Source organism: Streptomyces sp. NBC_01515 (assembly GCF_045040345.1).
In the GTDB taxonomy this organism is placed as follows: domain Bacteria; phylum Actinomycetota; class Actinomycetes; order Streptomycetales; family Streptomycetaceae; genus Streptomyces.
Genome location: NZ_CP109416.1, coordinates 8778629 through 8801874, shown reverse-complemented (window position 1 = coordinate 8801874; position 23246 = coordinate 8778629). Strand labels below are relative to the sequence as shown.

The following is a 23246-nucleotide window of genomic DNA, read 5'->3' as shown; positions in this document are numbered from 1 at the left end:
GTCAGACCGCCTCTCCCTGCCGGGCGGCCGCCAGGCGGACCGCGTCCATGATCTTCTCGTAGCCGGTGCAGCGGCACAGGTTGCCCGAGAGCGCCTCGCGGATGTCCGCGTCGGTCGGGGTCGGGTTGTGCTCCAGCATCTCGTCGGCGGCGACGAGGAGCCCGGGGGTGCAGAAGCCGCACTGGACGGCGCCGGCGTCGATGAACGCCTGCTGGATCGGGGCGAGTCGGGTGCCCTCGCCGGTCTGGGAGTCGGTCGGCTTGGCCTGCCAGGTGGGAGACCCATCCGGAAGCAATGTGACACTCGGCGCCGAAGTGTCACATTTCTCAGGACCACATGCCCGCTGCCGGGCGTACTCCGCGAGCCCCTCGACCGTGACGACCTCGCGGCCCTCGACCTGGCCGGCGGCGACGAGACAGGAACACACCGGGATGCCGTCGAGCCGGACGGTGCAGGAGCCGCACTCGCCCTGCTCGCAGGCGTTCTTCGAACCGGGGAGGCCCATCCGCTCGCGCAGCACGTACAGCAGGGACTCGCCCTCCCACACGTCGTCCGCTTCCTGCGGGCGGCCGTTGACCGTGAAATTGACGCGCATCAGGCGGCACTCCCCTTCTCGATGGAGCGGCCGTCAGTGCCGCGGTACGACTCCCAGGTCCAGGTCAGGGTGCGGCGGGCCATGATGCCGACCGCGTGCCGGCGGTAGCTGGCCGTGCCCCGGACGTCGTCGATCGGGTTGCAGGCGGCGGAGCACAGGTCCGCGAACTGCTTGGCGACCGACGGCGTGATGATCTTCCCGTTCTCCCAGAAGCCGCCCTCGTCGAGCGCCGCGTTCAGGAACTCCTCGGCGGCCTTCGCCCGTACGGGGGTCGGCGCGGCCGATCCGATGCCGGTGCGGACCGTGCGGGTGGCCGGGTGCAGGGCGAGGCCGAAGGCGCACACGGCAATCACCATGGCGTTGCGGGTGCCCACCTTGGAGTACTGCTGCGGGCCGTCCGCCTTCTTGATGTGGACGGCCCTGATCAGCTCGTCGGGGGCGAGCGCGTTGCGCTTCACGCCGGTGTAGAACTCGTCGATCGGGATGAGCCGCGTGCCGCGCACCGACTCGGCCTCGACCTCGGCGCCGGCCGCGAGGAGCGCGGGGTGGGCGTCGCCGGCCGGGGAGGCGGTGCCGAGGTTGCCGCCGACGCCGCCGCGGTTGCGGATCTGCGGGGAGGCGACCGTGTGCGAGGCGAGGGAGAGGCCCGGCAGTTCGCCGCGCAGGTTCTCCATGATCCGGGTGTACGGGACCGAGGCCCCGAGCCGCACGCTGTCGGCGCCGACCTCCCAGTCGTAGAGGTCGCCGATGCGGTTCAGGTCGAGCAGGTACTCGGGCCTGCGGTGGTCGAAGTTGATCTCGACCATCACATCGGTGCCGCCCGCGATCGGTACTGCGGTGGGGTGCTCAGCCTTGGCGGCGAGCGCCTCCTCCCAGCTGGCGGGGCGAAGGAAGTCCATGACCGGCTCTCTTCTTCGTCTCGTGGGTCGTACGGATCAAGCCAGTTCGTGTGCGGCGGGTCCGGCTCGTTCATGCGCTGTTAATGCAGCGTGAGGTCAGTACACAGCGCCGTGCGCGGAGCGGGTCAGTCACGGAAACCATGAAGGAGTTGGCTGGCCAGCGCGGGCATCTTGTAGATTCATATGAACAGAGGTCATCAGTAACCCCTCCGATTCCCTGTGGAAACGTGGGAAACAGCCCCGCACCCACAGCACCTCTTGGTTCATCGTAGTTTTCTAGACAAAGAACGGCGGCGACGGCGATGCGGCTGCGCGCACTTCTGGACACCGATGCGCTGGGGCTGCGGCTGCTCGGCGGCGAGGACGAGCTGGACCGCACGGTCCGCGGGGTGATGACCACCGACCTGCGCGACCCCAGCCGCTACCTCTCGGGCGGCGAGCTGGTCCTGACCGGCCTGGCCTGGCGCCGGAACGCCTCCGACACCGAGCCGTTCGTACGGCTCCTGGTGTCCGCCGGGGTGGCCGCGCTGGCCGCCGGCGAGGCCGAGCTGGGCGCCGTCCCGGACGACCTGATAGCCGCCTGCGCACGGCACCGGCTGCCGCTGTTCGCGGTCAACGAGTCGGTGGCGTTCGCGACGATCACCGAGCACGTCGTACGGCAGGTGTCGGGTGAGCGGGCCGGTGATCTCGCGGCCGTGGTGGACCGGCATCGCCGGATGATGACCTCGGGTCCCGCAGGGGGCGGCCCGGACGTGGTCCTGGACCTGCTCGGCTCCGACCTGGATCTGCGGGCGTGGGTGCTGTCGCCGACCGGGCGGCTCATCGCGGGTTCGAAGGTGTCGGGGCCGGCGCTGCCCGTCGACGTGTGCGCGAAGCTGGCCGCCGAGCAGCTGACCGCCGCCCGCACGGGCCGCCGGGGGCCGCACCGGCTGGCGCTGGGCGGCTCGACGTACTCCCTCTTCCCGATCCGTGGCGGCGGGCGGTCCGCGCAGGGTTCGCGGGACGTGCGCGAGACGGTGCTGTCGGACTGGCTGCTCGCGGTCGAGGCGGACGCCGGGGACTGGCCGGACGAGCGCCTGGACCTGTTGCAGGGCGTGACGCAGTTGATCGCGGTCGAGCGGGACCGGCGGGACGCGGCGCGCACGGTCCGCAGACGGCTCGCGCAGGAGGTCCTGGAGCTGGTGCAGACGGGTGCCGCGCCGGCCGAGATCGCCGCGCGCCTGCGGGTCGCCGCTCCCGTGCTGCTGCCCGGGCTCGGGGCGGCCCCGCACTGGCAGGTGGTCGTGGCCCGGGTCGAGTGGGAGGGCTCGGACATCGAGGCGGGCCCGGTCGCGCAATCGCTCCTGGAGGAGATCCTGGTCGACCCGCTGACGACGGGCCCCGAGCCCTCCGACCGCATCGCCGTGGCCCATACGGGCGACGAGGCGATCGCGCTCGTACCGCTGCCCGCGGTGTCGGCGGAGCACGACGGCTCCGAGTCCGGCATCCACGCGGACGTGCTCCTGGAGGCCGTACGGGATCCGCTGTCGGCCGGGCTCGACGGCGACGGGCGGGTCACGCTCGGGGTGAGCGCGGCGGTGCACTCCGCGGAGGGGCTGCGCGGGGCGCTGGAGGAGGCGCGGCACGCGCGGCGGGTCGCCGCCGCCAGGCCGGGCCGGGTGTGCGCGGCGGGCCACCAGGAGCTGGCCTCGCACGTCCTCCTCCTCCCCTTCGTGCCGGACGACGTACGGCGGGCCTTCACCGCACGTCTCCTCGACCCGTTGCGGGACTACGACCGCCGGCACCGCGCGGAGCTGATCCCGACGCTGGAGGCGTTCCTGGAGTGCGACGGTTCCTGGACGCGCTGCGCGACCCGGCTGCACCTGCACGTCAACACGTTGCGCTACCGGGTCGGCAGGATCGAGCAGTTGACGAGTCGTGACCTCTCGCGCCTTGAGGACAAGCTGGATTTCTTCCTTGCACTGCGGATGAGCTGACCCGAAGATCCCACGACTTTGTGAATTCTTTCACCCACCCTCTTGGCCGGGCCGCCCGATCCGTGCTGAGATGCGGCCACCACTCAACAGCTCAATGGTGTGCTCGGGGAGGGCAACGTGGCGCATTCCGCCATGTCTGGACACGGAACGACCGAAGGTGACGATCCCCTCCAGACCGCGGTGTGGCGGCTGCGCTCGCGGGCCTGCTGGGTCGACGCGGCGGCGCTGTTGCGGCCCGACACCGCGGCACCGGCTCTCCAGCGGACCGCGCTGCTCGTGGAGCGGTGTCTCTACACCGAGCAGGGCTGGGAGGACGCCGACGACGCGCTGCGTACGGCGGAGGCGCTGGCCCACAGCGACGACGAGCGGGGCGCGGCGGCCTGCGAGCGCGGGTACCTCGCCTACGCGGCCACGCTGCACTCGGTGCGCGACCGGGCCGACGAGGCGCGGGCCGCGCTCGGGCGGGCGGCGGCGCTGATCCCGCCGGACGGTGCGGGGCGGGCACTGCTGGACTTCCGGCGAGGGCTGGTCGCGGAGAACCTGGCGCGTTCGCCGCAGGCCGCGCGGGCCGCGTACCGGCGTGCGCACGCGGCCGCCGCCGACCAGGCCGACCCCCTGCTCCTCTCCTTCACCCACCGCCACCTGGCCGGACTCGCCCTGCGCGACGGCGAGTTGGCGGAGGCCCGCCACGGCTTCGCCGAATCCCTGCGCATCCGCGAGGAGTTGGGCTACCTCGTCGGTACGGCCCCGGCCCTGGTGTCGCTCGCGGACGCGGAGGCCGAGCCGGAGGCGTCCCGGCTGCGCGAGGAGGCGCGGCGGCTGTTCCGGCTACTCGGAGGCGTACCGACCTGGCTGGCACGGCAGTTGGCGGTGCCGGCACCGGGGGCGGCCACCGCGTAGGTCAGGAGCCGTCGGTCCGGCTCTGGACGACGTTCACGACGTGGTGGACGAACTGCAGGACGGATGACCGGAGTTCGGGGTCGCGGGCGACCAACACCCCGACGGCGACGAGCAGGAGGAAGGACAGGAGGCTGCCGCCGCGGCCGGAGTGGGCGCGGCGGGCGCCCATCTGGGCGGCACGCATGCCGTCCTGTGCCGCCTGTCGGGCCGACTGCTCGGCGCCGCGCTGTGCGGCCTGCTGGCCCGGATTCGGAAACATCGGCGTTCTCCCCCGCGGATCGGTCGGCTCTCTCCGTGGGGCACGTCACCGGCGGCCGGGCGGGTTCCCGGTGCGGGCCACGGTCGCCGGACCCGGACCCGCTCGTGACCGGAGTCACATATTCGACATCACGCCGATCCCGCGAAGTGCTCCTGCACCAGGGACCGCACCACGTCCCACTCCCCCGCGGCCAACGCGTCGAGGAGTGCGAGATGTTCGGCCGCGTCCGCGACCAGGTCGGCCCGCCCGCGCTTGACGGGACCGCCGACCAGCGGCCACTGGGCGCGCCGGTGCAGGTCCTCGGCGATCTGGACGAGCTGTTCGTTGCCGGCGAGGGCGAGCACCGCGCGGTGGAAGGCCCGGTCGGACTCGGCATACGTCGCCCGGCACCCGGAGGACGCCGCGCGGACGGCCCCCTCGGCCAGCGGACGCAGGTCGGCCCAGCGGGCGGCGGGCACGGTACGGGCGAGCCGGAGCATCACCGGCACCTCGATCAGGGCGCGGATCTCGGCCAGTTCGGCGAGTTCGCGGGCGCCCCGCTCGATCACCCGGAAGCCCCGGTTCGGTACGACCTCGACGGCACCCTCGGTGGCGAGCTGCTGCATGGCCTCGCGCACGGGGGTCGCGGAGACGCCGAACCGGTCGCCGAGCGCGGGCGCGGAGTAGACCTCGCCGGGGGTCAGCTCCCCGCCGACGAGCGCGGTGCGCAACGCGTCCAGTATCTGACCGCGCACGGAAGGCCGCTGAAGGACCTGACGGGGACGCGGGATCGGCGTCTCGCTGTGCGTGTGCTCACCGCGCACGTCACCGGTGCCGTCCGTGAGGCCCCGGCCCCGATCCCGGTCCACGTCGGCGGCGCGCTGCTGCGGCGGCACCCGGGACCCCCGGGCGGGCGCGTCCGGAATGCCGGTCCCGGCGGAGCCCTGCGTGCCCTGCTTCACGGGTCCTCCTCCGGACGTGTCGGTACTTGGGGTCATTACGGCGTCTTGTTACTCGTCCGTCAAGCACCTTAGGCGCAGATCGGACTAGTTCAAATATCGGGAGGGTTGGGTAAGGTAAGCCTTACCTCTAAACCAACGGCGAATCGGTGGTCCCGGCATGCCCCTGCCCTCTTCGGCCGTAGCGGACTCGTACGCCCGCCTCACCGAGGTCATCCCCGGGCTCGCGATCACCGAACTCACCCCGGACCGGCCGACCCCGACCGGCGGCGGCTGGATCTCGGCAGCCGCACTGGCGGAGGGCGGCGAAGGCCTGGAGGCGTTCCTCGCCCGCGACGACGCCCAGGTCCTGCGCGACCACGGCCGCCGGGGCCGCCCGGACGTGATAGCCACCTTCGGCCTGCACCGCTACGCCTGGCCGGTCGTCCTCCTGTTCACCGTCCCGTGGTTCCTGCACCGCCGCGTCCCCCGCCTCCCCGTGACCCACGTCTCCTACGACCGCACGGCCGAGGGCTTCGACATGGGCCGACTGGCCGTCCGTACCGACTCCTTCGCCTGCCTGCCCGGCGACCCGGCCGCACCGCTGCCCGGCGCCCGGGTGGTCGCCGACGAGGAGGCGCTGCGGGCCGAGGTGCGGGCCGCGGTCGCCGAGCACATGGAACCCGTCCTGGCCGGCTTCGGCCCGCGGATGCGCCGGCGGGGCCGCGCCCTGTGGGGCATGGCGACCGACGAGCTCGTGGAGGGCATCTGGTACGTCGCCGACCTCCTCGGCGAACAGCCGCGGGCCGTACGGGAGTTGGAGCGGCTGCTGCCGGGCGCGACCAAGCCCTACGTCGGTTCGGCCGCGTTCCGTGAGGTGACGGGGCCGAACGGCGAGCCGCTGTCCACCCGGGACCGGGCCAGTTGCTGTATGTACTACACGCTGGACGCCGAGGACGCGTGCGCGACCTGTCCGCGCACCTGCGAGAGGGAGCGGGTCACCAAGCTGCTGGCCGCGGCGGTGAGTTGAGGGACCCTCAGTCACACGCCCCACTCGGGGCCCGCTAGGATCAGCCGCGAACAAGGCGTCCATCCGGTTACAGGTGCTTCACAACTTCCTCACTTGCCGCAGGAACTTTCCGTGGAACCACCCGTACGGGTAGTCTTATTCGAACTCAACTCCCGCCCCTCAAGCGGCAGTTCGAGCAGAAAGCCGTCCTGGGCATCCCCTTGCACCTCCTTGGCGGCCTCTTGCCCCGAAAACGCCTGAGGGCCGTTGGGATTGGGCCACTATGGCGGGCGTTACGCCCTATCCCAATGCAAGGGACCCCAGATGAGACTGACCGACATATCGCTTAACTGGCTGCTTCCCGGCGCCGTACTGCTCCTGGGCATGCTGGCGGCGGTTGCGGTGCTCGCGCGGAGCAAGCGGTCCGGCGGGGAGCACGCGAAAGACGACTCGTGGGAGCGCACGGAGGAGCGCCGCAGGCGCAAGGAGGCCATATACGGCATCGCCTCCTACGTCCTCCTGTTCTGCTGTGCGGCGGTCGCCGCGGCACTCTCCTTCCACGGACTGGTCGGCTTCGGCCAGGAGAACCTCGGCCTCACCGACGGCTGGGAGTACCTCGTCCCGTTCGGCCTCGACGGCGCGGCCATGTTCTGCTCCGTCCTCGCCGTGCGTGAGGCCAGCCACGGTGACGCGGCCCTCGGCTCCCGCATACTCGTGTGGACGTTCGCGGCGGCGGCCGCCTGGTTCAACTGGGTGCACGCGCCCAGGGGTGTCGACCACGCGGGCGCTCCGCAATTCTTCTCCGGCATGTCGCTGTCGGCCGCGGTCCTCTTCGACCGCGCGCTGAAGCAGACCCGCCGGGCCGCGCTGCGCGAGCAGGGTCTGGTGCCGCGTCCGCTGCCGCAGATCCGTATCGTCCGCTGGCTGCGGGCCCCCAGGGAGACCTACAGCGCCTGGTCGCTGATGCTCCTGGAGAACGTGCGCAGCCTGGACGAGGCGGTCGACGAGGTGCGCGAGGACAAGGCCAAGAAGGAGGAGACCCGACTGCGCCGCCGCGACCAGCAGCGCATCGAGCGGGCCCAGCTCAAGGCCATAAGCCGGGGCCAGCGCGGCCTCATCGGACGGGGCAACGGCCGGTCGCCGGAACCGCAGGCCCTGGAGCGTGGCGGCTCCGGACAAGCATCCGCGGAGCCTGCTCTATCGACGCCGGAACAACTGCCGGTTCGCACGCGTCCCTCACTCCAGCCAGTCCGCGGGGCATCTGACCCGATAACCGTCGACCTCACCGCCGAGGACGACACGATGGCCCTGCCGCGCCTCGACTCCCTGGAGCGCAAGCTCAAGGACCTGGAGCAGCAGTTCGGCTGAGCCGAGGGCTGAGTACCTGATCCGGGACCGGGCGACATCGGGACGGGGGCGGAGTCCAACTGGACACCGCCCCCGTCCCGTTGCTCATGCCGGACCCGTCCCGTCGCTCACGCGGCGTCCGAATCCAGCTCGAACCAGACGGACTTGCCCACCCCGTGGGCCGACACTCCCCAGGCGTCCGCGAGGGACTGCACCAGGACCAGGCCCCGCCCGTGCGTACCGTCGTCGGCGTCCGGTACGCGCAGTCGGGGCCTGCGGGCCACGAAGTCCCGTACCTCCACGCGCAGTCCACGGGGTCCGACGGTCGCCGTGAGCACGGCGTCGTGGTCGGTGTGGATCAGCGCGTTGGTGACGAGTTCACTCGTGAGCAGCTCCGCTATCTCCGATCGTCCCGGCCTCCCCCAGTGCCGTAGCAGTTCACGCAACGCTCTGCGCGCCTCGGGCACCGCCCGCAGGTCCGCGCGTCCGAGTCTGCGCCTCAGTTGAGGCGGCTGCGCCGGTTCCGTGGCGCTGTCGGCCTTGTCCTCCGCCGCTTTCGCCGAGGAGGCCCCGATCGCCATGGGACCGCCCCCTCGTGCTTGCCTTTTCATGACCCCCGCCTGCACGCCGGTTTCCGGTTCCCTCCTGCTCGAACATGTTCACGGGGATCCATGCCCTCGTCGGGAACAGCGCAGTCATGTCGCATCGTCAACGACCGGGTGTTCGGCCACAGTCGCGCCGGGTCCGGCGGGGCGGAGGATTCGGGGGCGATGCTGTCCGTACGGTCGAACGGCCACCGTACGGAGCATGCGGCGCGGGCGGGGCGGTCGGGGCGTTCCCCTCCGGGTTGCCGTGGCTCCCGGCGCCGGGACCAGACACCCCGTGCCGTCCTGACCACCGGCGATCGAACCGACTGCCGATGCGCGGCTGCCGATCCGGCCGTAGTCCGCGAAGGCGTGGGGCAGTTGGTCCCCCCGGACCTCCCCCGAGACCCACGCTCCGCGAAACTGGCCGGAATCAGCCGCTCAGGAACCGCGAACGGCTCCTCTACGGGGCCTACTTGCCGCCGATTCCCTTGGTGCCGATGTGGATGATCTTGTGGGTCGTGCGGGTCATGTCGACGACCAGCTTGGTGGTGTCGCCGCCGCCCCAGGTGAGGGTGACGGTGGCCTCGGTGTAGTCGGCGGTGCCGTTGTCGGTGACCTTCCAGCTCATGGGCGTGTTCTGCGCCTGGAGGACACCGTCCGCGTGGTTCTTCGCCTCCCAGGCCTTCAGCTCCTTCAGGTAGGCCGGGGTGAGGTAGTAGCTGCGCAGCTCCGTGGCCAGCTTGCCGCCGCCGCTGTCCAGGTCGCTCTCGGCGTCGATGTAGGCGCCGTAGAAGTCGGCGATGCGGGTGATGTTGTCGTCCGGCGAGCCGCTCACGGTGCGCGGGCCGCCGGCGGAGGCCTGGGCCGCCACACCCAGCCCGAGGGCGAGGGCGAGGCCGGCGGCGAGGGCAGTGCGGCGCGTGGCCTTCTTGCTGTTCACGTGTGTTTCCCCGTTCGGGTCGGTGCCGTGCTGTGGTCGGACCGAGCTTCGGCGTACGGCGGCGGCGACCGCAATGACCGACACCGACCTCGCAACGGTGGAACCGTCCCACCCCGTCTGACCTCCTGATATAGGGAGTCCCTGGGATGCCGTCCTGGGACGCGACACACACGGGAGCAAGGGTGGCGGGCGAGGCCGACGACAAGGACGTCGAGGAGTTCGCGGCGCTGCTACGGCGCCTGAAGGCACGCACGGACCGCAGCTACAGCCAGCTGGCCCGCCGCCTGAACATGAACGCCTCGACCCTGCACCGCTACTGCGTGGGCGAGGCGGTCCCCCTCGACTTCGCCCCCGTGGAACGCTTCGCGGCACTGTGCGGGGCGACACCGGAGGAACGGCTGGAGCTGCACCGGTACTGGATCCTGGCGGTGGCGGCACGACAGCGGAGGCGGGATGCGCAGCCGCCGGTGGCGAGTCCGGTTCCGGTTCACCCGGTTCAGGTCCCGGTTTCCGTTCCCGTTCCCGTTCCGGCACCGGACGCGGCTCCTGAGCCCGCCGCCCGATCGCCCTGGTACCGGCGACGGCTCACGCTGACGGCCGCCGCGGTGTGCGCGGTGCTCGCGGTGTGGGGCAGCCTGTCGGCGGTGTCCACCCACGACACGGCCAGGTCCAAGACCGGCGCCACGGCAAAGGCCGGCCCTTCCGCCCTCCCCGCCCCCCTCACCTGGACCGCCGACTCCCAGGTCTGGGAGATCGGCTGCGACCACGACTACGTCATCGACAAGGCACCGAAGGACGTGCCGCCGCCCCCGGTCCAGCAGGACGCCGCGGTCTGGGCGGCGACCCAGCACGCGGTGCACGGCGGGCAGACCAACGTGGAGATCTCGGTGCAGGGCAGGACCTCAACGGCCGTGGTCCTGGAGGCACTTCGGGTCCGGGTCGTCGGCCGTACGGCACCCGCCCCGGGGACCGCCTACTCGATGGCCCAGGGCTGCGGCGGGGACATCTCCCCACGCTACTTCGGCGTGAACCTGGACGCCCACCGCCCCCTGGTCCGCCCGGAGCCGGGCGGCGACATGGGCAGGACGGTCCCGGCGGCGCACCTGCCGTACCGGGTCTCGGCCACGGACCCGGAGGTCCTGCTGGTCAAGGCCCGCACCGGGACCTGCGACTGCCGCTGGTACCTCGAACTCGACTGGTCCTCCCAGGGCCGCACCGGCACCCTCCGCATCGACGACCACGGCAAGCCGTTCCGCACGAGCGGCATCAAGGGCTTGCGGCACCTCTGGTACTCGTCGAACGGCTGGGCCCCGTACGACAGTTAGGGCCGGGGCATGTTGCGGATGTTGGACCGGGCCATCTGGAGCATCCGCCCAACTCCCCCGTCCAGCACGATCTTTGAGGCCGACAGCGCGAACCCGGTGACCATTTCGGCGCTGATCTTCGGCGGGATGGACAGGGCGTTGGGGTCGGTGACGACGTCGACGAGGGCCGGGCCGTTGTGCTTGAAGGCTGCCTTCAGGGCGCCTTCGAGGTCCTTGGGCTTCTCGACCCGCACACCGTAGGCACCGCACGCGCGGGCCACGGCGGCGAAGTCGGGGTTCTTGTTGGTGGTGCCGTACGACGGGAGACCGGCGACCAGCATCTCCAACTCGACCATGCCCAGGGAGGAGTTGTTGAACAGGACGACCTTCACCGGCAGGTCGTACTGGACGAGGGTGAGGAAGTCGCCCATCAGCATGGAGAATCCGCCGTCACCGGACATCGACACGACCTGCCGCTCGGTGTCGGTGAACTGGGCGCCGATCGCCATCGGCAGCGCGTTCGCCATCGAGCCGTGGGAGAACGAACCGATGATGCGGCGGCGGCCGTTGGGCGTGATGTAGCGCGCGGCCCACACATTGCACATGCCCGTGTCGACGGTGAACACAGCGTCCTCGTCGGCGAGTTCGTCGACCACGGCCGCCACATACTCCGGATGGATCGGAACGTGCTTCTCGACCTTCCGCGTGTACGCCTTGACGACACCTTCCAGCGCGTCGGCGTGCTTCTTGAGCATCCGGTCGAGGAACTTCCGGTCCCCCTTCGGCTTCACCCGCGGGGTGAGACAGCGCAGCGTCTCCTTCGCGTCGCCCCACACCGCGAGGTCCAACTTCGAGCGCCGGCCGAGGTGTTCGGGCCGTACGTCGATCTGGGCGATCTTCACGTCGTCGGGGAGGAAGGCGTTGTACGGGAAGTCGGTGCCGATGAGGATGAGCAGGTCGCACTCGTGGGTGGCTTCGTAGGCGGCGCCGTAACCGAGCAGACCGCTCATCCCCACGTCGTACGGGTTGTCGTACTGAATCCATTCCTTGCCCCGCAGGGCGTGTCCGATCGGGGACTTGATCTTCCCGGCGAACTCCATCACCTCGGCGTGCGCGCCGGCGGTGCCGCTGCCGCAGAACAGGGTGACCTTCTCGGCCGCGTCGATCATCTCGACGAGCTTCTCGATCTCGGCGTCACCCGGGCGGACAGAGGGCCGGGAGGTGACGAGGGCGGTCTCGGCGGCCTTGTCCGGGGCGGGCTCGGAGGCGATGTCGCCGGGAAGCGAGACGACACTCACGCCACTCTGCCCGACCGCGTGCTGGATCGCGGTCTGGAGGAGCCGGGGCATCTGCTTCGGGTTGGAGATGAGTTCGCTGTAGTGACTGCACTCCTGGAAGAGCCGGTCGGGGTGGGTCTCCTGGAAGTACCCGAGGCCGATCTCGCTGGACGGGATCTGCGAGGCGAGGGCGAGGACCGGGGCCATGGAACGGTGGGCGTCGTAGAGGCCGTTGATGAGGTGCAGGTTCCCGGGGCCGCAGGAGCCGGCGCAGGCCGCGAGCTTCCCGGTTATCTGTGCTTCGGCGCCGGCGGCAAAGGCGGCGGTCTCCTCGTGCCGTACGTGGATCCAGTCGATCGCGGAGTTGCGGCGGATGGCGTCGACGACCGGGTTGAGGCTGTCGCCGACGACGCCGTAGAGGCGCTTGACTCCGGCGCGGACGAGGATGTCGACGAACTGTTCGGCAACGTTCTGCTTGGCCATGGTTCTCGCGTGCCCTTCGGTTTCCTGTGTCCTACGGATCCCTCTGGGTTCCATGAATTCACAGCCCGGGCGCTCACGCCTCCCAAACGGCGGCCGCCGTGCGGTCGTCGGCATAACCCTTGACCCGCACTTGGGTGTCGGCGAGGAAGGCGGCGAGACCGGGCGGGGTGGACCCGGACCACCGCCCCGCCAGATGGGCGGACAACTCGGGCTCGCCACGCAGGGGCTCCGCCAGCCCGCCGGTGCACATGAGAAGCGTGTCCCCCGGGCGGGCGACGGAGGCCCGGAAGCGGAAGGGTTCGCGGGGCGGCTCGGGGGCGGGTTCGTACGGGCTCGGAGGCGTCGGAATCCCAAGATCCATGGTGAGCCGGTCCCCCTCGGGCGTCTCGGCGGGCTGCGACCCGAACCCGACGACGGCCTCACCGCTCAGGTCTCCGACGGTGGGCTCGATGTCCTGCCACTCGCCGTCGCGCAGCCGAAACAGCCCACCGGGCCCGACCCCGAAGAAGACGCGGGTACGGCACTCCGGGTGCGCGGGGAGGAGAAGGCACCGCAGGCCGGCCGAGTACTCCTCCGGATCGATGCCCTGTTCGGCGGCGCTGGCGCGGAGCTTGCCGAGGCTGCGGTCGGTGAGCCGGTGCAGCCCCGACTTCAGGTCCCCGCGCCGGGCAGCCCTTATGTCCTCGGAGAGCCGTGCGTGACTCCGCCCCACGGCCCGCGCGATCCAGTCACAGGCCTCGGCGGCGGCCCGATGCGCCCCCGGCGTGGCCCGGGCCCCGGTGGCCATCGCCACCAGCACCAACGCCTGCTCCCCGACCCCGAACCGCGCCGTCAGCAACGAGTCCCGCCGCGGCTCCCCCCTGAACCGCGCGGAGTCCCCCCGCACGGAAGCCGCCCTGATCGTGCTCGCCCCGTACCGCGCCCCGTCCAACACGGTGTCCGCGACCAGATCGTCGAGCTCATCCGGGTCGGCGAGCGGGAGGGCGGTGGGCTCGGCGTCGTAGGTAGGGGGGCCGGAGCCGACGTAGTCGAGGGTGAGGGGGGCGGACGTGGGAGGGGGCGGCGGCGGTGCGAGGGCGGGGAGGTTGGGGGGTGGCGCGAGCGGGAGGGGTTGCGCGGCGGCTGGAGTGGGCGGGTAGGAGCGGGAGTTGTCGGCGAGGGGCGGGGCAACGGCTGGAGGCTGGGGATACGGGCGCGGGTCGAACGGACGCTCCGGGCGGAGAGGCTGCGGAGCTGCGGCGGGGGGTGCGGGGGCGACTGGGGGCGGCGGATACGGTCCCGAACCCTCCGGACGCGGGTCCCTCGGCGCGGAGGCGGGACTCTCGACGGGCGGTACGGGAACGGCCGACGCCTGCACGTACGATCCCGAACCCTCCGAACGCGGGACCCTCGGAGCAACGGCAGGACTCTCCGCAGGGCGTACGGGAAGGGCCATCGGCTGCGGGGCGGACAGACCGTCCGGGCGAAGATCCTCCGGAGCGACGACGGGACTCTCGACAGGCGGTACGGGAACAGCCGACGACTGCGCGTACGATCCCGAACCCTCCGGACCCGGGTCCCTCGGAGCAACGGCGGGGCTGTCGGCAGGCGGCGCGGGAACGGCCGTCGGCTGCGGGGCGGACAGACCGTCCGGGCGGACATCCTCCGGAGCGACGACGGGCATGTCGGCAGACGGCGCGGGAACGGCCGACTGCGAGCGAGCAGGCGGGAACTCCTCGTCGGCCGCCCGCTGCGGGGTTGCCGATGGGACATCAGGCTGCGTGTCCCCATGGAGGCCCTGCCGGGGCGAGACAGGCGGAGCCTGCTCCCTCGGGGCGACGGGGGCCATGGGCTTGAACAACGGAGGCTCGGCGTAGGAATCCGCGCCGTCATCCCCCGGAACCGCAGACGGCGACGCGCCATCGCCAGGAATGGCAGAAGCGGCAGGAGCCACAGGCCTGAACAACGGGGTCTCGCCATACCCATCCGCACCAACAGCACCTCCCGGAACCGGAGGCGCACTGGCCGGCGGCTCCCAGGAAGCACCCGGGGAGACGGAACCCGTACCAGCAGGCGGCTCGGAGCCAGGTCCGCCGCCGGCCCGGGGCCCCGGAACACCCGGCCCCACCGAACGCGCCCCCTCACCCGCCGAAGACATCCCCACCGGCGGCGCCACCTCGTCCGCAGAAGGCACCCCCACCGGCCGCGCCCCCTCACCCGCCGAAGGCACCCCCACCGGCCGCGCCACCTCGTCCGCAGAAGGCACCCCCACCGGCCGCGCCCCCTCACCCGCCGGAGGCACCCCCACCGAACCCCCCCGCTCATCCGCCGGAGGCACCCCCACTGTCCCCGCCGCCGAAGCGAACCGGTCGTCGACGGAGTCGGCCGCGGCCGTGGGCCCCGTGTCCTCCGCGGTGTCGTCGTACAGCTGGCTCCACCAGTCGTCCTCGTGACCGGTCGGCGTTCCCCCCTGCTGGCTCATGCCCCTAATTGTCCACCGCACGGGCCAGTTGGAAACGGGGCGTCCGGAAAATCGGGGGCGCACGCCCTCTCGAACGGCGTGTCGGACGACGTACCGAACACCCGTCCGCCGCAGGGCACTACAGGGCACCACAGGACGAAACAGGCCGCCGGACGGTCCCACCCCCCACGGGAGAACCGCCCGGCGACAACTGAGTGACCCGGCCCCAACTCCCCTGCGTGCCTGCGCACGACATGGGCCCGGGTCACGTCCCAAGTGACCGAATCCCGTTGCCGGTTCGGCCCGCCCGGTCCCGAGTGTGACCGGCTTTCCTGAAGCCGCCCTGTGATTCGCGCCTGTTTCCCCCATGACCCACCGTGCGCGAACCCGCAGGCCAACAAGGCCCAATACCGGCATTACGGGCGGCAGTTGATGCCCCGGTGGCGCAACCTTGGCAGAGTGGCGGGTGGTACGGCGATGATGTGCCGAGGCGGGTTCGCGCCGTGGCTGTTTCCCGCCACGGCCCTCGCGACGGGGTCTTCGGGGAGGGACGGCACCTGATGCTGGGAGCGATAGGCCTGGACGAGGCACACGAGTCGGCGTACCGGGCACTGGTGTCCGTCGGCGCCGCGGACGTGCCCGATCTCGCCCGACGGCTGACCCTCGGGGAGTACGACACCGAGCGCACCCTGCGCCGCCTGGAACGGCACGGACTCGCCGCCCAGTCCTCGGCCCGCCCCGGCCGCTGGGTCGCCGCCCCGCCCGGGGTCGCCCTGGGCGCGCTGCTCACCCAGCAGCGCCACGAACTGGAGAAGGCGGAACTCGCCGCCGCGCTGCTCGCCGAGGAGTACCGGGCCACCGCCGCCGAACCCGCCGTACACGACCTGGTGGAGGTGGTGATCGGCGCCTCGGCCGTCACCCAGCGCTTCCTCCAGCTCCAGCTCGGCGCGACCGAGGAGGTCTGCGCGCTGGTCACCGGGACCCCGGTCGCCGTCACCGCCGTGGAGAACGACGCGGAGGCACAGGCCGCCGACCGCGGAGTCCGCTACCGGGTCGTCCTCGAACGCGCCGTACTCGACCAGCCGGACGGCATCACCGAACTCACCGCAGCGCTCGACCGCGACGAACAAATACGGGTGGTCGACAAGGTGCCGACCAAGCTGGTGGTAGCCGACCGGACCCTGGCCCTGGTGCCGCTGACCTCGCACACCGCGGAACCGGCCGCGCTCGTCGTGCACGCGAGCGGCCTCCTGGAACTGCTCTGCGGACTCTTCGAGTCGGTCTGGCGGGACGCCCTCCCGCTGCGCCTCGGCGCGTCCGGCGCCACCGAGCAGACCCCGGACGGCCCCGATGCCACGGACCTGGAGGTGCTGTCCCTGCTGCTGGCCGGCCTGACCGACGCGAGCGTCGCGAAACAGCTCGACCTGGGCCTCAGGACGGTCCAGCGCCGGGTGAAACGCCTGATGGAACTGACCGGCGTCACGACCCGGCTGCAACTGGGCTGGCACGCCTACGAACGGGGCTGGGTGGCCCGTACCTGACCTGCGGTTTCACCCGGGATCCCGCAGGCTGGGCAGATGGGAGTGGGTGAACTCCTCCTGGTCGGCGTCGTCATCCTGCTCGGCCTGTGCGGAGTCTTGGTGCCCGGAGTGCCGGGGTCGTGGCTGGTGTGGGCCGCGGTCCTGTGGTGGGCGCTGAAGGACCCGCAGCCGGTGTCCTGGGGCGTCCTCGTGGGCGCCACGGTCGTCCTCTTCCTCTCCCAGGTGGTCCGCTGGGCCCTCCCGCCCCGCCGCCTGCGCGCGAGTGGCGCGACCCCCCGAATGGGCGTGTACGCCGGAGCCGGCGCGTTCCTCGGCTTCGTCCTGATCCCCGTGCTCGGCGCGATCCCCGGCTTCATGGCCGGCATCTACGTCCACGAACGCCTGCGCCTGGGCCGCCACGGCGAGGCCATGGCCTCCCTCCGTACGGCGATGCGCTCGGGCGGCTCCAGCGTGCTGACCGAACTGTTCACCTGCCTGCTGATCATGGGGGCGTGGGTGGGCGCGGTGATCTGGGGCTGACCCTCAGCTGAGCATGGCCAGGTCGACCGTGCCGGCGAGCGCCCGCATACCGGCGTCGTTGAAGTGCAGGTGATCACCGCAGTCGTAGCCGGGCAGGATCCGCTGCGGCTGCTCCGGGTCACGGACGGCGGCATCGAAGTCGGCCACCCCGTCGAAGGGCCCACCCCCGCGAATGAAGACATTGATCTTCTGCCGCACGGCTTCGCGGGCGGCCGTGTACCCGCTGTTACCGCCGTACGGCGTGAGGGTCGCCCCGATGACACGGATGCCGTGCGCGTGGGCCCGGCTCACAAAGGTGCGGTAGGCGCTCTCGAAGGCGGCGGGGTCGGTGGCGTTCGGGGTGCCCTTGATGTCGTTGACGCCCTCCAGGAGGATCACCACCCGCACCCCCGACCGCGACAGGGCATCGGCGTCGAGACGGGACAAGGCACTCGGTCCTACGTCGTCGCGCAGCAGCCGGTTCCCGGAGACACCGGCGTTGAGGACACCGAGGCGGCGGTACGACGGCAGGGTGCCGAGGCGCTCGGCGAGCCGGTCGGGCCAGCGGTGGTTGGCGTCACGGGTGGAGCCGTTGCCGTCGGTGAGGGAGTCGCCGAAGGTGACGACACTGCCGGCCGCCGGGGCGTCGAGGACGTCGACACCGGTGACGTAGTACCAGGAGGTGGTGGTCGCCGTGTACGCGGCACCGTCGACATCGGCGGCCCAATTCCCTTGCGGTGCGAGATAGTTGGTCTGTCCGGCCGCTCGGTGGTAGGTCGCCGGACCGGAGTCGTCGGGCGTGTGCACGGTGACGAGCAGATCCGCCCCGTCACTCACGGCGAGCGGAACGGGATCACTCACCAGATCCTCGCCCGCCGGAATGGTGACCGTCCGTGCCCCGCCAAAGGTGGCGACCCACATCGACCCGGGCACGGCGTCCGGCCCCGCCTCGCGCAGGGCGACGGTCACCGCGTCGAGGCGAAGAGGAGCGGTACCGAGCCGGTTGGTGAGCCGGACGCGGGCCGCGCTGCCGCCGACGCTGAGGTGAACCACGTTGCGGAAGGAGGCGCCGGGCAGCGCCGGGGCGGTTCCGGAGGGAGCGGCTTCCCAAGTCCCGGTCCAGGTGTCCGACGCCCGGCCGACCGGCCCCTCGGCTGTCGCCGTACCCTCCCCAACTCCCGCCCCCAGCACGCACACCAGCAGTGCTACGACGACCCGTCCGGCCCCGACCATGAGCGCTCCGCCTCTTCCCACCAGCCACAAGGAAGGCGACCGTGGCACGCCGGAACGGGCGGAGGGCGGAGCATCACCGGCGCCGGGCCCCGCGTCCCCCTCCGGTGTGGGGCATAAGGCGTAAGGCCTGGGACCGGAGGCCGATGCGCGCGGCGGGCAGGCGTGTTTGGCTGCGGTCATGACCGAATTCACCGAGGCCGAGCGCGCCTACCTCACCTCGCAGCGACTGGGCCGCCTCGCCACCGTCGACCCCCAGGGCCAGCCACAGGCCAACCCCGTCGGCTTCTTCCCGCAGGCCGACGGGACGATCCTGGTCGGCGGCTACGCGATGGGCACGACCAAGAAGTGGCGCAACCTGCGGAAGAACCCGAAGGTCGCGCTGGTCGTGGACGACATCGTCAGCGTCCAGCCCTGGAAGGTTCGGGGTATCGACATCCGCGGCGAGGCCGAACTCCTGGTCGGGCCACACGAGTTGGGCCCGCACATGAGCGAAGAGGTGATCCGTATCCATCCCCGGCGGATCCACAGCTGGGGCCTGGAGGCGGAACCGGGAACGGACTGACTCAGCCCAACGCGTCCTCCAGCGTGAGCAGTTGGACCTTGCGTTCGAGCCCGCCCGCATACCCCGTCATCGACCCGTCGGCGCCGATCACTCGATGGCAGGGCCGGACGACCAGCAACGGATTGGCGCCGATCGCTCCGCCCACGGCCCGGACGGCGGCCCGGGACGCGCCGATCCGCGCGGCGATCTCGCCGTACGTCGTCGTCGCGCCGTACGGGACGGAGTCGAGGGCGGTCCACACGCGCTCGCGGAAGTCGGTGCCGGAGGTGCGGAACTCCAGCTGGAATTCCTTGAGTTCACCGGCGAAGTAGGCGGCGAGCTGTTCCCCGGCGGCACGGAAGGGGCCGGGGTCCTGCCGCCACTCCGGCTGGACGGTACGGCCGCCCTTCTGACCGGGCACGGAGAGGGAGGTGAGGGCGCCGAACTCGTCGGCGGTGAGGAGGAGTTGCCCCAGGGGGCTGTCGAAACTCGTCCAGCGGGTGACCGTCGGATCGGTCGTCGGGACAGTCATCGGGACTCCAACTCCTCTGCCGTGCGTAGGTGTTGTACGGCGTACGAACGCCAGGGGCGCCACGCGTCAGGGATGTCGACGCCGGTCGGTGCCACATCGGGGTCGCCGAGCGCGCGGGTACGGATGACGGCGACGGTCGCGGCGTCCATGCCGGGCAGCGCGAGCAGGGCCTCCTCCGCGTCGTCCCGGTCGACGCCCGCGTCGAGGCGGACCGTGCCGTCGGCCAGGGCGGTGGCGAGGCCGGCCAGGGGTTCGCCGGGGGCGGCGTCCACCAGTGCGGACGGCTCGGGGAAGAGGTGGGTGAGGCCGCCGGAGGGGGCGTCCAGGGTCTTGCCGTAGCGCCGCACCAGCCGTTCTGCCTCCGCCCGCCCGACCAGGGCCCGTACGGCGAGTTCCTCGGGGTCCGCGGTGCCCGGTGAACGCAGGCCGGGTCGGGCGGCGACGAGTGGGGCGAGCCGGGGATCGGCGCCGAGCCGTTCGTCGACGGCGTACGGGTCGGCGTCCAGGTCGAAGAGCCGTCGTAGGCGCTGGACGGCGGTGGTCAGGTCGCGGTGGTCGGTGAGGTGCAGACGGGCGTCGAGCCAGCCGCCGGGGTGGGCCGGGGGCGCGGTTTTGAGGGCGCCGGGGCGTTCGTCGACGGCGACGATTCCGGTGCCGTAGGGGAGGCGGAGGGTGCGGCGGTAGGTGCGGCGGCCGGGGGTGCCGGTGATCTCCTCGATGCCGGGGACGGCCTCGCGTGCGAGCAGGTCGAAGACGGCGGCGGACTGGTACGGGCCCCGGTGGGCGAGCCGCAACGGGATTCCGGCGGACAGTCCGGTGCCCTTCGCCGGTGCCTTGGACGCGTGAGGCGTCTTCGCCGTCCGCAGCTCGCTCGGGGTCGACGCGTACACGGCGCGGATCGTGTCGTTGAACTGGCGCACGCTGGCGAACCCGGCGGCGAACGCGATCTCCGTGATCGGCAGCTCGGTGGTCTGCACCAACACCCGTGCGGTGTGCGCCCGTTGGGCCCGGGCTAGGGCGACCGGCCCGGCGCCGAGTTCGGCGGTGAGCTGCCGCTGGACCTGCCGCGCGCTGTAGCCGAGCCGCACGGCGAGCCCGGCGACGCCCTCGCGGTCCACGACTCCGTCGCCGATCAGCCGCATGGCGCGGCCCACGACATCGGCGCGCACGTTCCACTCGGCCGACCCCGGCACGGCGTCCGGACGGCACCGCCGGCAGGCCCGGAACCCCGAGCCCTGCGCGGCGGCGGCCGTCGCGAAGAACCGCACGTTGCGCCGCTTCGGCGTCACCGCCGGACAACTGGGCCGGCAGTAGATCCCGGTCGTGGCGACCCCGAAGAAGAACTCCCCGTCGAACCGGGCATCCCGGCTCCGCACGGCTTCGTACCTGGTGTCTTCGTCCATCACGCTGTCCAGTCTCCGCCATCCCCGGGGGTGGGGCTGGCGGAAATCGGACGGGGTGTTGATGCGATGCCGGGCTGGGCTGAGCTGAACCGCTGGCCCGGTGACGCGGCTAGGCCCAGCGCCCCCGCTTCGCCTCCATCGCCGCCTTCCCCTCCGCCCCCTTCCGCTTCCAGTCGCGGCGCAGTTCGGCGCGGGCCCGGGCGTCGGTCTTGGCGACGATCCACTGGTTCTCGCGCATGAGCTTGCGATAACTGTCGAGCCGGCGTTCGGGAAGTTCGCCGGAGTCGAGGGCGGCGAGCACCGCGCAGCCCGGTTCGGCGGTGTGGGCGCAGTCGTGGAAGCGGCACTGTCCGGCCAGTTCCTCGATCTCGGCGAACACCTGCCCGACCCCGGTCTGCGCGTCCCACAGCCCGACACCGCGCAGCCCCGGCGTGTCGATCAGTACCCCGCCACCCGGCAGGGCGAGCAGGTTGCGCGTGGTGGTCGTATGACGGCCCTTGCCGTCGACGTCACGCGTCGCCCGGACGTCCATCACGTCCTCGCCGATCAGCGCGTTCGCGAGCGTCGACTTGCCCGCACCGGACTGCCCGAGCAGCACGGACGTACCGCCGGCGGCGACCGCGGCGAGCACGTCGATCCCGTCCCCGGTGGCGGCGCTGACGGCCAGCACCGGCACGCCCGGCGCCGTCGTCTCCACGTCCTGGACGAGATACGACAACGTCACCGCGTCCGGCACGAGATCGGCCTTGGTCAGCACGACCACGGGCCGCGCACCGGACTCCCAGGAGTGCGCCGCGGTGTGCAGCAGTGCCTCACCACTGGAGCAGGACATGGCCAACGCCAGGAACCGCTCGATCCGCCCGAGGTCCAGTTCGGCCGCGAGCGACACACAGATGACGACGTGATCGATGTTGGTGGCCAGCACCTGGCCCTCGGAACGCTTGGACGAGGTCGAGCGCACGAAGGCGGTACGGCGCGGCAGGAGCGTCCGCACGTAGCGCGGGTTGCCGCCTTCGGGGTCTACGGCGACCCAGTCGCCCGTGCACACGACCTTCATCGGGTCGCGGGGGACGACGAACTCGGTGTCGGCTCGGACGGTGCCGGCCGGGGTGATGACGTCGCACAGGCCTCGGTCGACCCGTACGACACGGCCGGGCAGGAGACCCCGCTCGGCGAACGGGGCGAACTCGGCTTCCCAGTCCGCGTCCCAGCCGTAAGGCCGCAACGGGTGCGCGGAGGAAGACAACGAGGACGAGCCCGGGAGAGAAGAGAAAGACAAGGGGTGACCCTTCACAAGGGTGGCCCCGGCACCGCGCACACAGACGCGGGAAGAGTGGAGTGGTCAGCCGGAGGCCACGGGAGTGGACTTGATGAACTTCCGGATGCGGGCAGCGCCCATCACAGAGACAGTCATCGGTCACACCTCCCAGACACACTCAACCGACAGTGGCGACCGACCGGCCACCACTGGAACGAGAAGAAACCTAGTCTCCGACTCCCACGGAGCGCCAACCATTATTCGACGAGGATCCCGACAGCACGATCCGGGGACCTGGGACCGGTCGGCCTCCGGCGCCGTCAGGCTTCAGTTCACGGTGACCGCCTGGAAAGTGCCGTGTGCCACGGCGACCCGGGCCGAGCGGACGAGCTGTGTCACCTTCGCCTTGTAGCGGTCGTCGAGGTAGGCCTGTTTCACCTGCTTGCGTACCTGGGCGAAGGGCGGGGTGGTGATCGGCGTGCTGCCGTTGGGGGAGGTCAGGCTTACGGGGCCGGGCTTCTTCGCCTGTCGGAAGTCGCTCTTGTGTGCCGTGTAGTAGGCGCGCAGTGCCTTGTCGTCCGTGGTGATGACGTGCGCGTCCGCCAGCTTCTTCTCCAGGTTGAACGTCAGGCCGTTGAGTACGTAGTCGAAGTAGTTCGCCTCGGTGTACTGCACGGGCCCGTAGATGACCTGGTGCGCGGCGACGGCCTGCTGTCGACGCTGGTTCTCCTTGGCCCAGTTGAGGAGGAAGGTCGCATAGCTCGGGTCCGCGAGAAGACCGTAGTGGTGAGCCAGCCGCTGCTGGACGGTGGTGCGGGTGACGTCGGCGAGGGCCTGCTTCTTGATGTAGTCGGTGGGGGTGCTGCCGCCGTAGGACGTCGTCCAGAAGTGGGGGCCGTCCTGGGCGCCGAACGTGTTCTGGAAGTGGGTGAAGGTGGCGGAGCGTTCCTGTGCGAGGTAGAGCGCGAACTCGCGTACGGGGATGGTCTGTTCGTCGATCGTGGCGATCACCGCGGTGGGTGAGGGGGCTGGGGAGGGGGCGGTTGCCTGGCGTCGGGCTCCGCCGTCGGTGAGGAGGGAGAGGCCGGTGATCGCGGCCGCGACAGCCAGGGCGACGGCCGCGAGCAGCCACCACGGCAGCACACGACGGGGTGTGGTTCTGGGGCGGGCCGTGGTCTTCGGCCGGGTGGCGGTTGCGGTCCTGCGGGCCTGGCGGGTCGACGTGGTCATTCCTGGCTCCTCCCGGGCGCCGTGGGTGGTGGTGGCGGAGTCCGGCCCGGGAGAGCGGGCCGGACTCCGTCACCTGC

The 23246-nt window shown here is 71.6% G+C and carries 20 protein-coding genes and 1 pseudogene; 8 read left to right on the top strand and 13 right to left on the bottom strand.

What is annotated here, in order from left to right:
* Nucleotide 1 precedes the first annotated feature (1 nt).
* Complete coding sequence (locus OG407_RS39360) at nucleotides 2–595, bottom strand: (2Fe-2S)-binding protein (RefSeq protein ID WP_328677128.1); 594 nt, start codon at nucleotides 593–595, stop codon at nucleotides 2–4.
* A complete protein-coding gene (locus tag OG407_RS39355) occupies nucleotides 595–1494 on the bottom strand; it encodes a xanthine dehydrogenase family protein subunit M (protein ID WP_328677131.1) in 900 nt (299 codons plus the stop codon). The genes OG407_RS39360 and OG407_RS39355 overlap by 1 nt, the downstream gene beginning before the upstream one ends.
* Before the next feature lie 302 nt (nucleotides 1495–1796).
* On the opposite strand from OG407_RS39355, the gene OG407_RS39350 reads away from it, so the two are divergent.
* Nucleotides 1797–3470: a PucR family transcriptional regulator gene (locus tag OG407_RS39350; RefSeq protein ID WP_405864748.1), complete on the top strand. Its 1674-nt coding sequence runs from the start codon at nucleotides 1797–1799 to the stop codon at nucleotides 3468–3470.
* A gap of 117 nt (nucleotides 3471–3587) precedes the next feature.
* A complete protein-coding gene (locus tag OG407_RS39345) occupies nucleotides 3588–4370 on the top strand; it encodes a hypothetical protein (RefSeq protein WP_405864746.1) in 783 nt (260 codons plus the stop codon).
* Between the two features lies 1 nt (nucleotide 4371).
* Here the strand turns inward: OG407_RS39345 and OG407_RS39340 are convergent, their stop codons facing one another.
* Nucleotides 4372–4629 carry a hypothetical protein gene (locus OG407_RS39340; protein WP_405864744.1) on the bottom strand — a complete coding sequence of 86 codons (258 nt, stop codon included), beginning with the start codon at nucleotides 4627–4629 and terminating at the stop codon, nucleotides 4372–4374.
* Nucleotides 4630–4757: 128 nt separating this feature from the next.
* On the bottom strand, nucleotides 4758–5570 hold the full coding sequence (locus tag OG407_RS39335) for a GntR family transcriptional regulator (RefSeq protein ID WP_405864742.1): 813 nt from the start codon (nucleotides 5568–5570) through the stop codon (nucleotides 4758–4760).
* Nucleotides 5571–5727: 157 nt separating this feature from the next.
* On the opposite strand from OG407_RS39335, the gene OG407_RS39330 reads away from it, so the two are divergent.
* Together OG407_RS39330 and OG407_RS39325 are read left to right on the top strand one after the other, a co-directional pair.
* A complete protein-coding gene (locus tag OG407_RS39330; protein WP_405864740.1) occupies nucleotides 5728–6576 on the top strand; it encodes a (2Fe-2S)-binding protein in 849 nt (282 codons plus the stop codon).
* Nucleotides 6577–6879: 303 nt separating this feature from the next.
* Nucleotides 6880–7923 (top strand): DUF2637 domain-containing protein, encoded by a 1044-nt coding sequence (locus tag OG407_RS39325; RefSeq protein ID WP_403585174.1) that lies wholly within the window; start codon nucleotides 6880–6882, stop codon nucleotides 7921–7923.
* A gap of 107 nt (nucleotides 7924–8030) precedes the next feature.
* Here OG407_RS39325 and OG407_RS39320 read toward each other — a convergent pair whose 3' ends face one another.
* A complete protein-coding gene (locus OG407_RS39320) occupies nucleotides 8031–8483 on the bottom strand; it encodes an ATP-binding protein (RefSeq protein ID WP_327400386.1) in 453 nt (150 codons plus the stop codon).
* A gap of 475 nt (nucleotides 8484–8958) precedes the next feature.
* Nucleotides 8959–9429, bottom strand: a complete 471-nt coding sequence (locus OG407_RS39315) for a hypothetical protein (protein WP_405864737.1) — start codon at nucleotides 9427–9429, stop codon at nucleotides 8959–8961.
* A gap of 146 nt (nucleotides 9430–9575) precedes the next feature.
* On the opposite strand from OG407_RS39315, the gene OG407_RS39310 reads away from it, so the two are divergent.
* Entirely contained in the window at nucleotides 9576–10754 is a 1179-nt protein-coding gene (locus OG407_RS39310) for a helix-turn-helix domain-containing protein (protein ID WP_405864735.1), read from the top strand.
* On the opposite strand, the gene OG407_RS39305 is transcribed toward OG407_RS39310, so the two are convergent.
* Entirely contained in the window at nucleotides 10751–12493 is a 1743-nt protein-coding gene (locus OG407_RS39305; RefSeq protein WP_327400389.1) for a pyruvate dehydrogenase, read from the bottom strand. The genes OG407_RS39310 and OG407_RS39305 overlap by 4 nt on opposite strands.
* 73 nt (nucleotides 12494–12566) lie before the next feature.
* Nucleotides 12567–13976, bottom strand: a pseudogene (locus OG407_RS39300) (protein phosphatase 2C domain-containing protein); the annotation flags it as partial.
* A gap of 1517 nt (nucleotides 13977–15493) precedes the next feature.
* On the opposite strand from OG407_RS39300, the gene OG407_RS39295 reads away from it, so the two are divergent.
* Both OG407_RS39295 and OG407_RS39290 read left to right on the top strand, forming a co-directional pair.
* Complete coding sequence (locus tag OG407_RS39295) at nucleotides 15494–16474, top strand: helix-turn-helix transcriptional regulator (RefSeq protein WP_405864733.1); 981 nt, start codon at nucleotides 15494–15496, stop codon at nucleotides 16472–16474.
* 36 nt (nucleotides 16475–16510) lie between these two features.
* Entirely contained in the window at nucleotides 16511–16993 is a 483-nt protein-coding gene (locus OG407_RS39290) for a DUF456 domain-containing protein (protein WP_405864731.1), read from the top strand.
* A gap of 3 nt (nucleotides 16994–16996) precedes the next feature.
* On the opposite strand, the gene OG407_RS39285 is transcribed toward OG407_RS39290, so the two are convergent.
* Nucleotides 16997–18205, bottom strand: a complete 1209-nt coding sequence (locus OG407_RS39285) for an SGNH/GDSL hydrolase family protein (protein WP_405864729.1) — start codon at nucleotides 18203–18205, stop codon at nucleotides 16997–16999.
* 178 nt (nucleotides 18206–18383) lie between these two features.
* On the opposite strand from OG407_RS39285, the gene OG407_RS39280 reads away from it, so the two are divergent.
* A complete protein-coding gene (locus OG407_RS39280) occupies nucleotides 18384–18767 on the top strand; it encodes a PPOX class F420-dependent oxidoreductase (RefSeq protein ID WP_403585149.1) in 384 nt (127 codons plus the stop codon).
* A 1-nt stretch (nucleotide 18768) separates the two neighbouring features.
* Here the strand turns inward: OG407_RS39280 and OG407_RS39275 are convergent, their stop codons facing one another.
* The 4 genes from OG407_RS39275 to OG407_RS39260 all read right to left on the bottom strand — a co-directional run bounded on the left by OG407_RS39275 (nucleotide 18769) and on the right by OG407_RS39260 (nucleotide 23169).
* Nucleotides 18769–19278 carry a methylated-DNA--[protein]-cysteine S-methyltransferase gene (locus OG407_RS39275; protein WP_405864727.1) on the bottom strand — a complete coding sequence of 170 codons (510 nt, stop codon included), beginning with the start codon at nucleotides 19276–19278 and terminating at the stop codon, nucleotides 18769–18771.
* Entirely contained in the window at nucleotides 19275–20681 is a 1407-nt protein-coding gene (locus tag OG407_RS39270; RefSeq protein WP_405868832.1) for a DNA-3-methyladenine glycosylase 2 family protein, read from the bottom strand. The genes OG407_RS39275 and OG407_RS39270 overlap by 4 nt, the downstream gene beginning before the upstream one ends.
* Nucleotides 20682–20790: 109 nt before the next feature.
* The gene (gene rsgA, locus OG407_RS39265; protein ID WP_405864725.1) at nucleotides 20791–21960 is read right to left on the bottom strand and encodes a ribosome small subunit-dependent GTPase A; all 1170 of its coding nucleotides are present in this window, start codon (nucleotides 21958–21960) and stop codon (nucleotides 20791–20793) included.
* A gap of 306 nt (nucleotides 21961–22266) precedes the next feature.
* The gene (locus OG407_RS39260; RefSeq protein ID WP_405864723.1) at nucleotides 22267–23169 is read right to left on the bottom strand and encodes a hypothetical protein; all 903 of its coding nucleotides are present in this window, start codon (nucleotides 23167–23169) and stop codon (nucleotides 22267–22269) included.
* Nucleotides 23170–23246 lie beyond the last annotated feature (77 nt).

What these genes read in the sequence shown, in the direction of transcription:
- OG407_RS39275 (WP_405864727.1), bottom strand. Translation starts at nt 19,278, where the DNA reads ATGACTGTCCCGACGACCGATCCGACGGTCACCCGCTGGACGAGTTTC.
- OG407_RS39310 (WP_405864735.1), top strand. Translation starts at nt 9,576, where the DNA reads ATGCCGTCCTGGGACGCGACACACACGGGAGCAAGGGTGGCGGGCGAG.
- OG407_RS39330 (WP_405864740.1), top strand. Translation starts at nt 5,728, where the DNA reads ATGCCCCTGCCCTCTTCGGCCGTAGCGGACTCGTACGCCCGCCTCACC.
- OG407_RS39270 (WP_405868832.1), bottom strand. Translation starts at nt 20,681, where the DNA reads ATGGACGAAGACACCAGGTACGAAGCCGTGCGGAGCCGGGATGCCCGG.
- OG407_RS39285 (WP_405864729.1), bottom strand. Translation starts at nt 18,205, where the DNA reads ATGGTCGGGGCCGGACGGGTCGTCGTAGCACTGCTGGTGTGCGTGCTG.
- OG407_RS39360 (WP_328677128.1), bottom strand. Translation starts at nt 595, where the DNA reads ATGCGCGTCAATTTCACGGTCAACGGCCGCCCGCAGGAAGCGGACGAC.
- OG407_RS39295 (WP_405864733.1), top strand. Translation starts at nt 15,494, where the DNA reads ATGCTGGGAGCGATAGGCCTGGACGAGGCACACGAGTCGGCGTACCGG.
- OG407_RS39325 (WP_403585174.1), top strand. Translation starts at nt 6,880, where the DNA reads ATGAGACTGACCGACATATCGCTTAACTGGCTGCTTCCCGGCGCCGTA.
- OG407_RS39355 (WP_328677131.1), bottom strand. Translation starts at nt 1,494, where the DNA reads ATGGACTTCCTTCGCCCCGCCAGCTGGGAGGAGGCGCTCGCCGCCAAG.
- OG407_RS39340 (WP_405864744.1), bottom strand. Translation starts at nt 4,629, where the DNA reads ATGTTTCCGAATCCGGGCCAGCAGGCCGCACAGCGCGGCGCCGAGCAG.
- OG407_RS39320 (WP_327400386.1), bottom strand. Translation starts at nt 8,483, where the DNA reads ATGGCGATCGGGGCCTCCTCGGCGAAAGCGGCGGAGGACAAGGCCGAC.
- OG407_RS39350 (WP_405864748.1), top strand. Translation starts at nt 1,797, where the DNA reads ATGCGGCTGCGCGCACTTCTGGACACCGATGCGCTGGGGCTGCGGCTG.
- OG407_RS39260 (WP_405864723.1), bottom strand. Translation starts at nt 23,169, where the DNA reads ATGACCACGTCGACCCGCCAGGCCCGCAGGACCGCAACCGCCACCCGG.
- OG407_RS39290 (WP_405864731.1), top strand. Translation starts at nt 16,511, where the DNA reads ATGGGAGTGGGTGAACTCCTCCTGGTCGGCGTCGTCATCCTGCTCGGC.
- OG407_RS39305 (WP_327400389.1), bottom strand. Translation starts at nt 12,493, where the DNA reads ATGGCCAAGCAGAACGTTGCCGAACAGTTCGTCGACATCCTCGTCCGC.
- OG407_RS39280 (WP_403585149.1), top strand. Translation starts at nt 18,384, where the DNA reads ATGACCGAATTCACCGAGGCCGAGCGCGCCTACCTCACCTCGCAGCGA.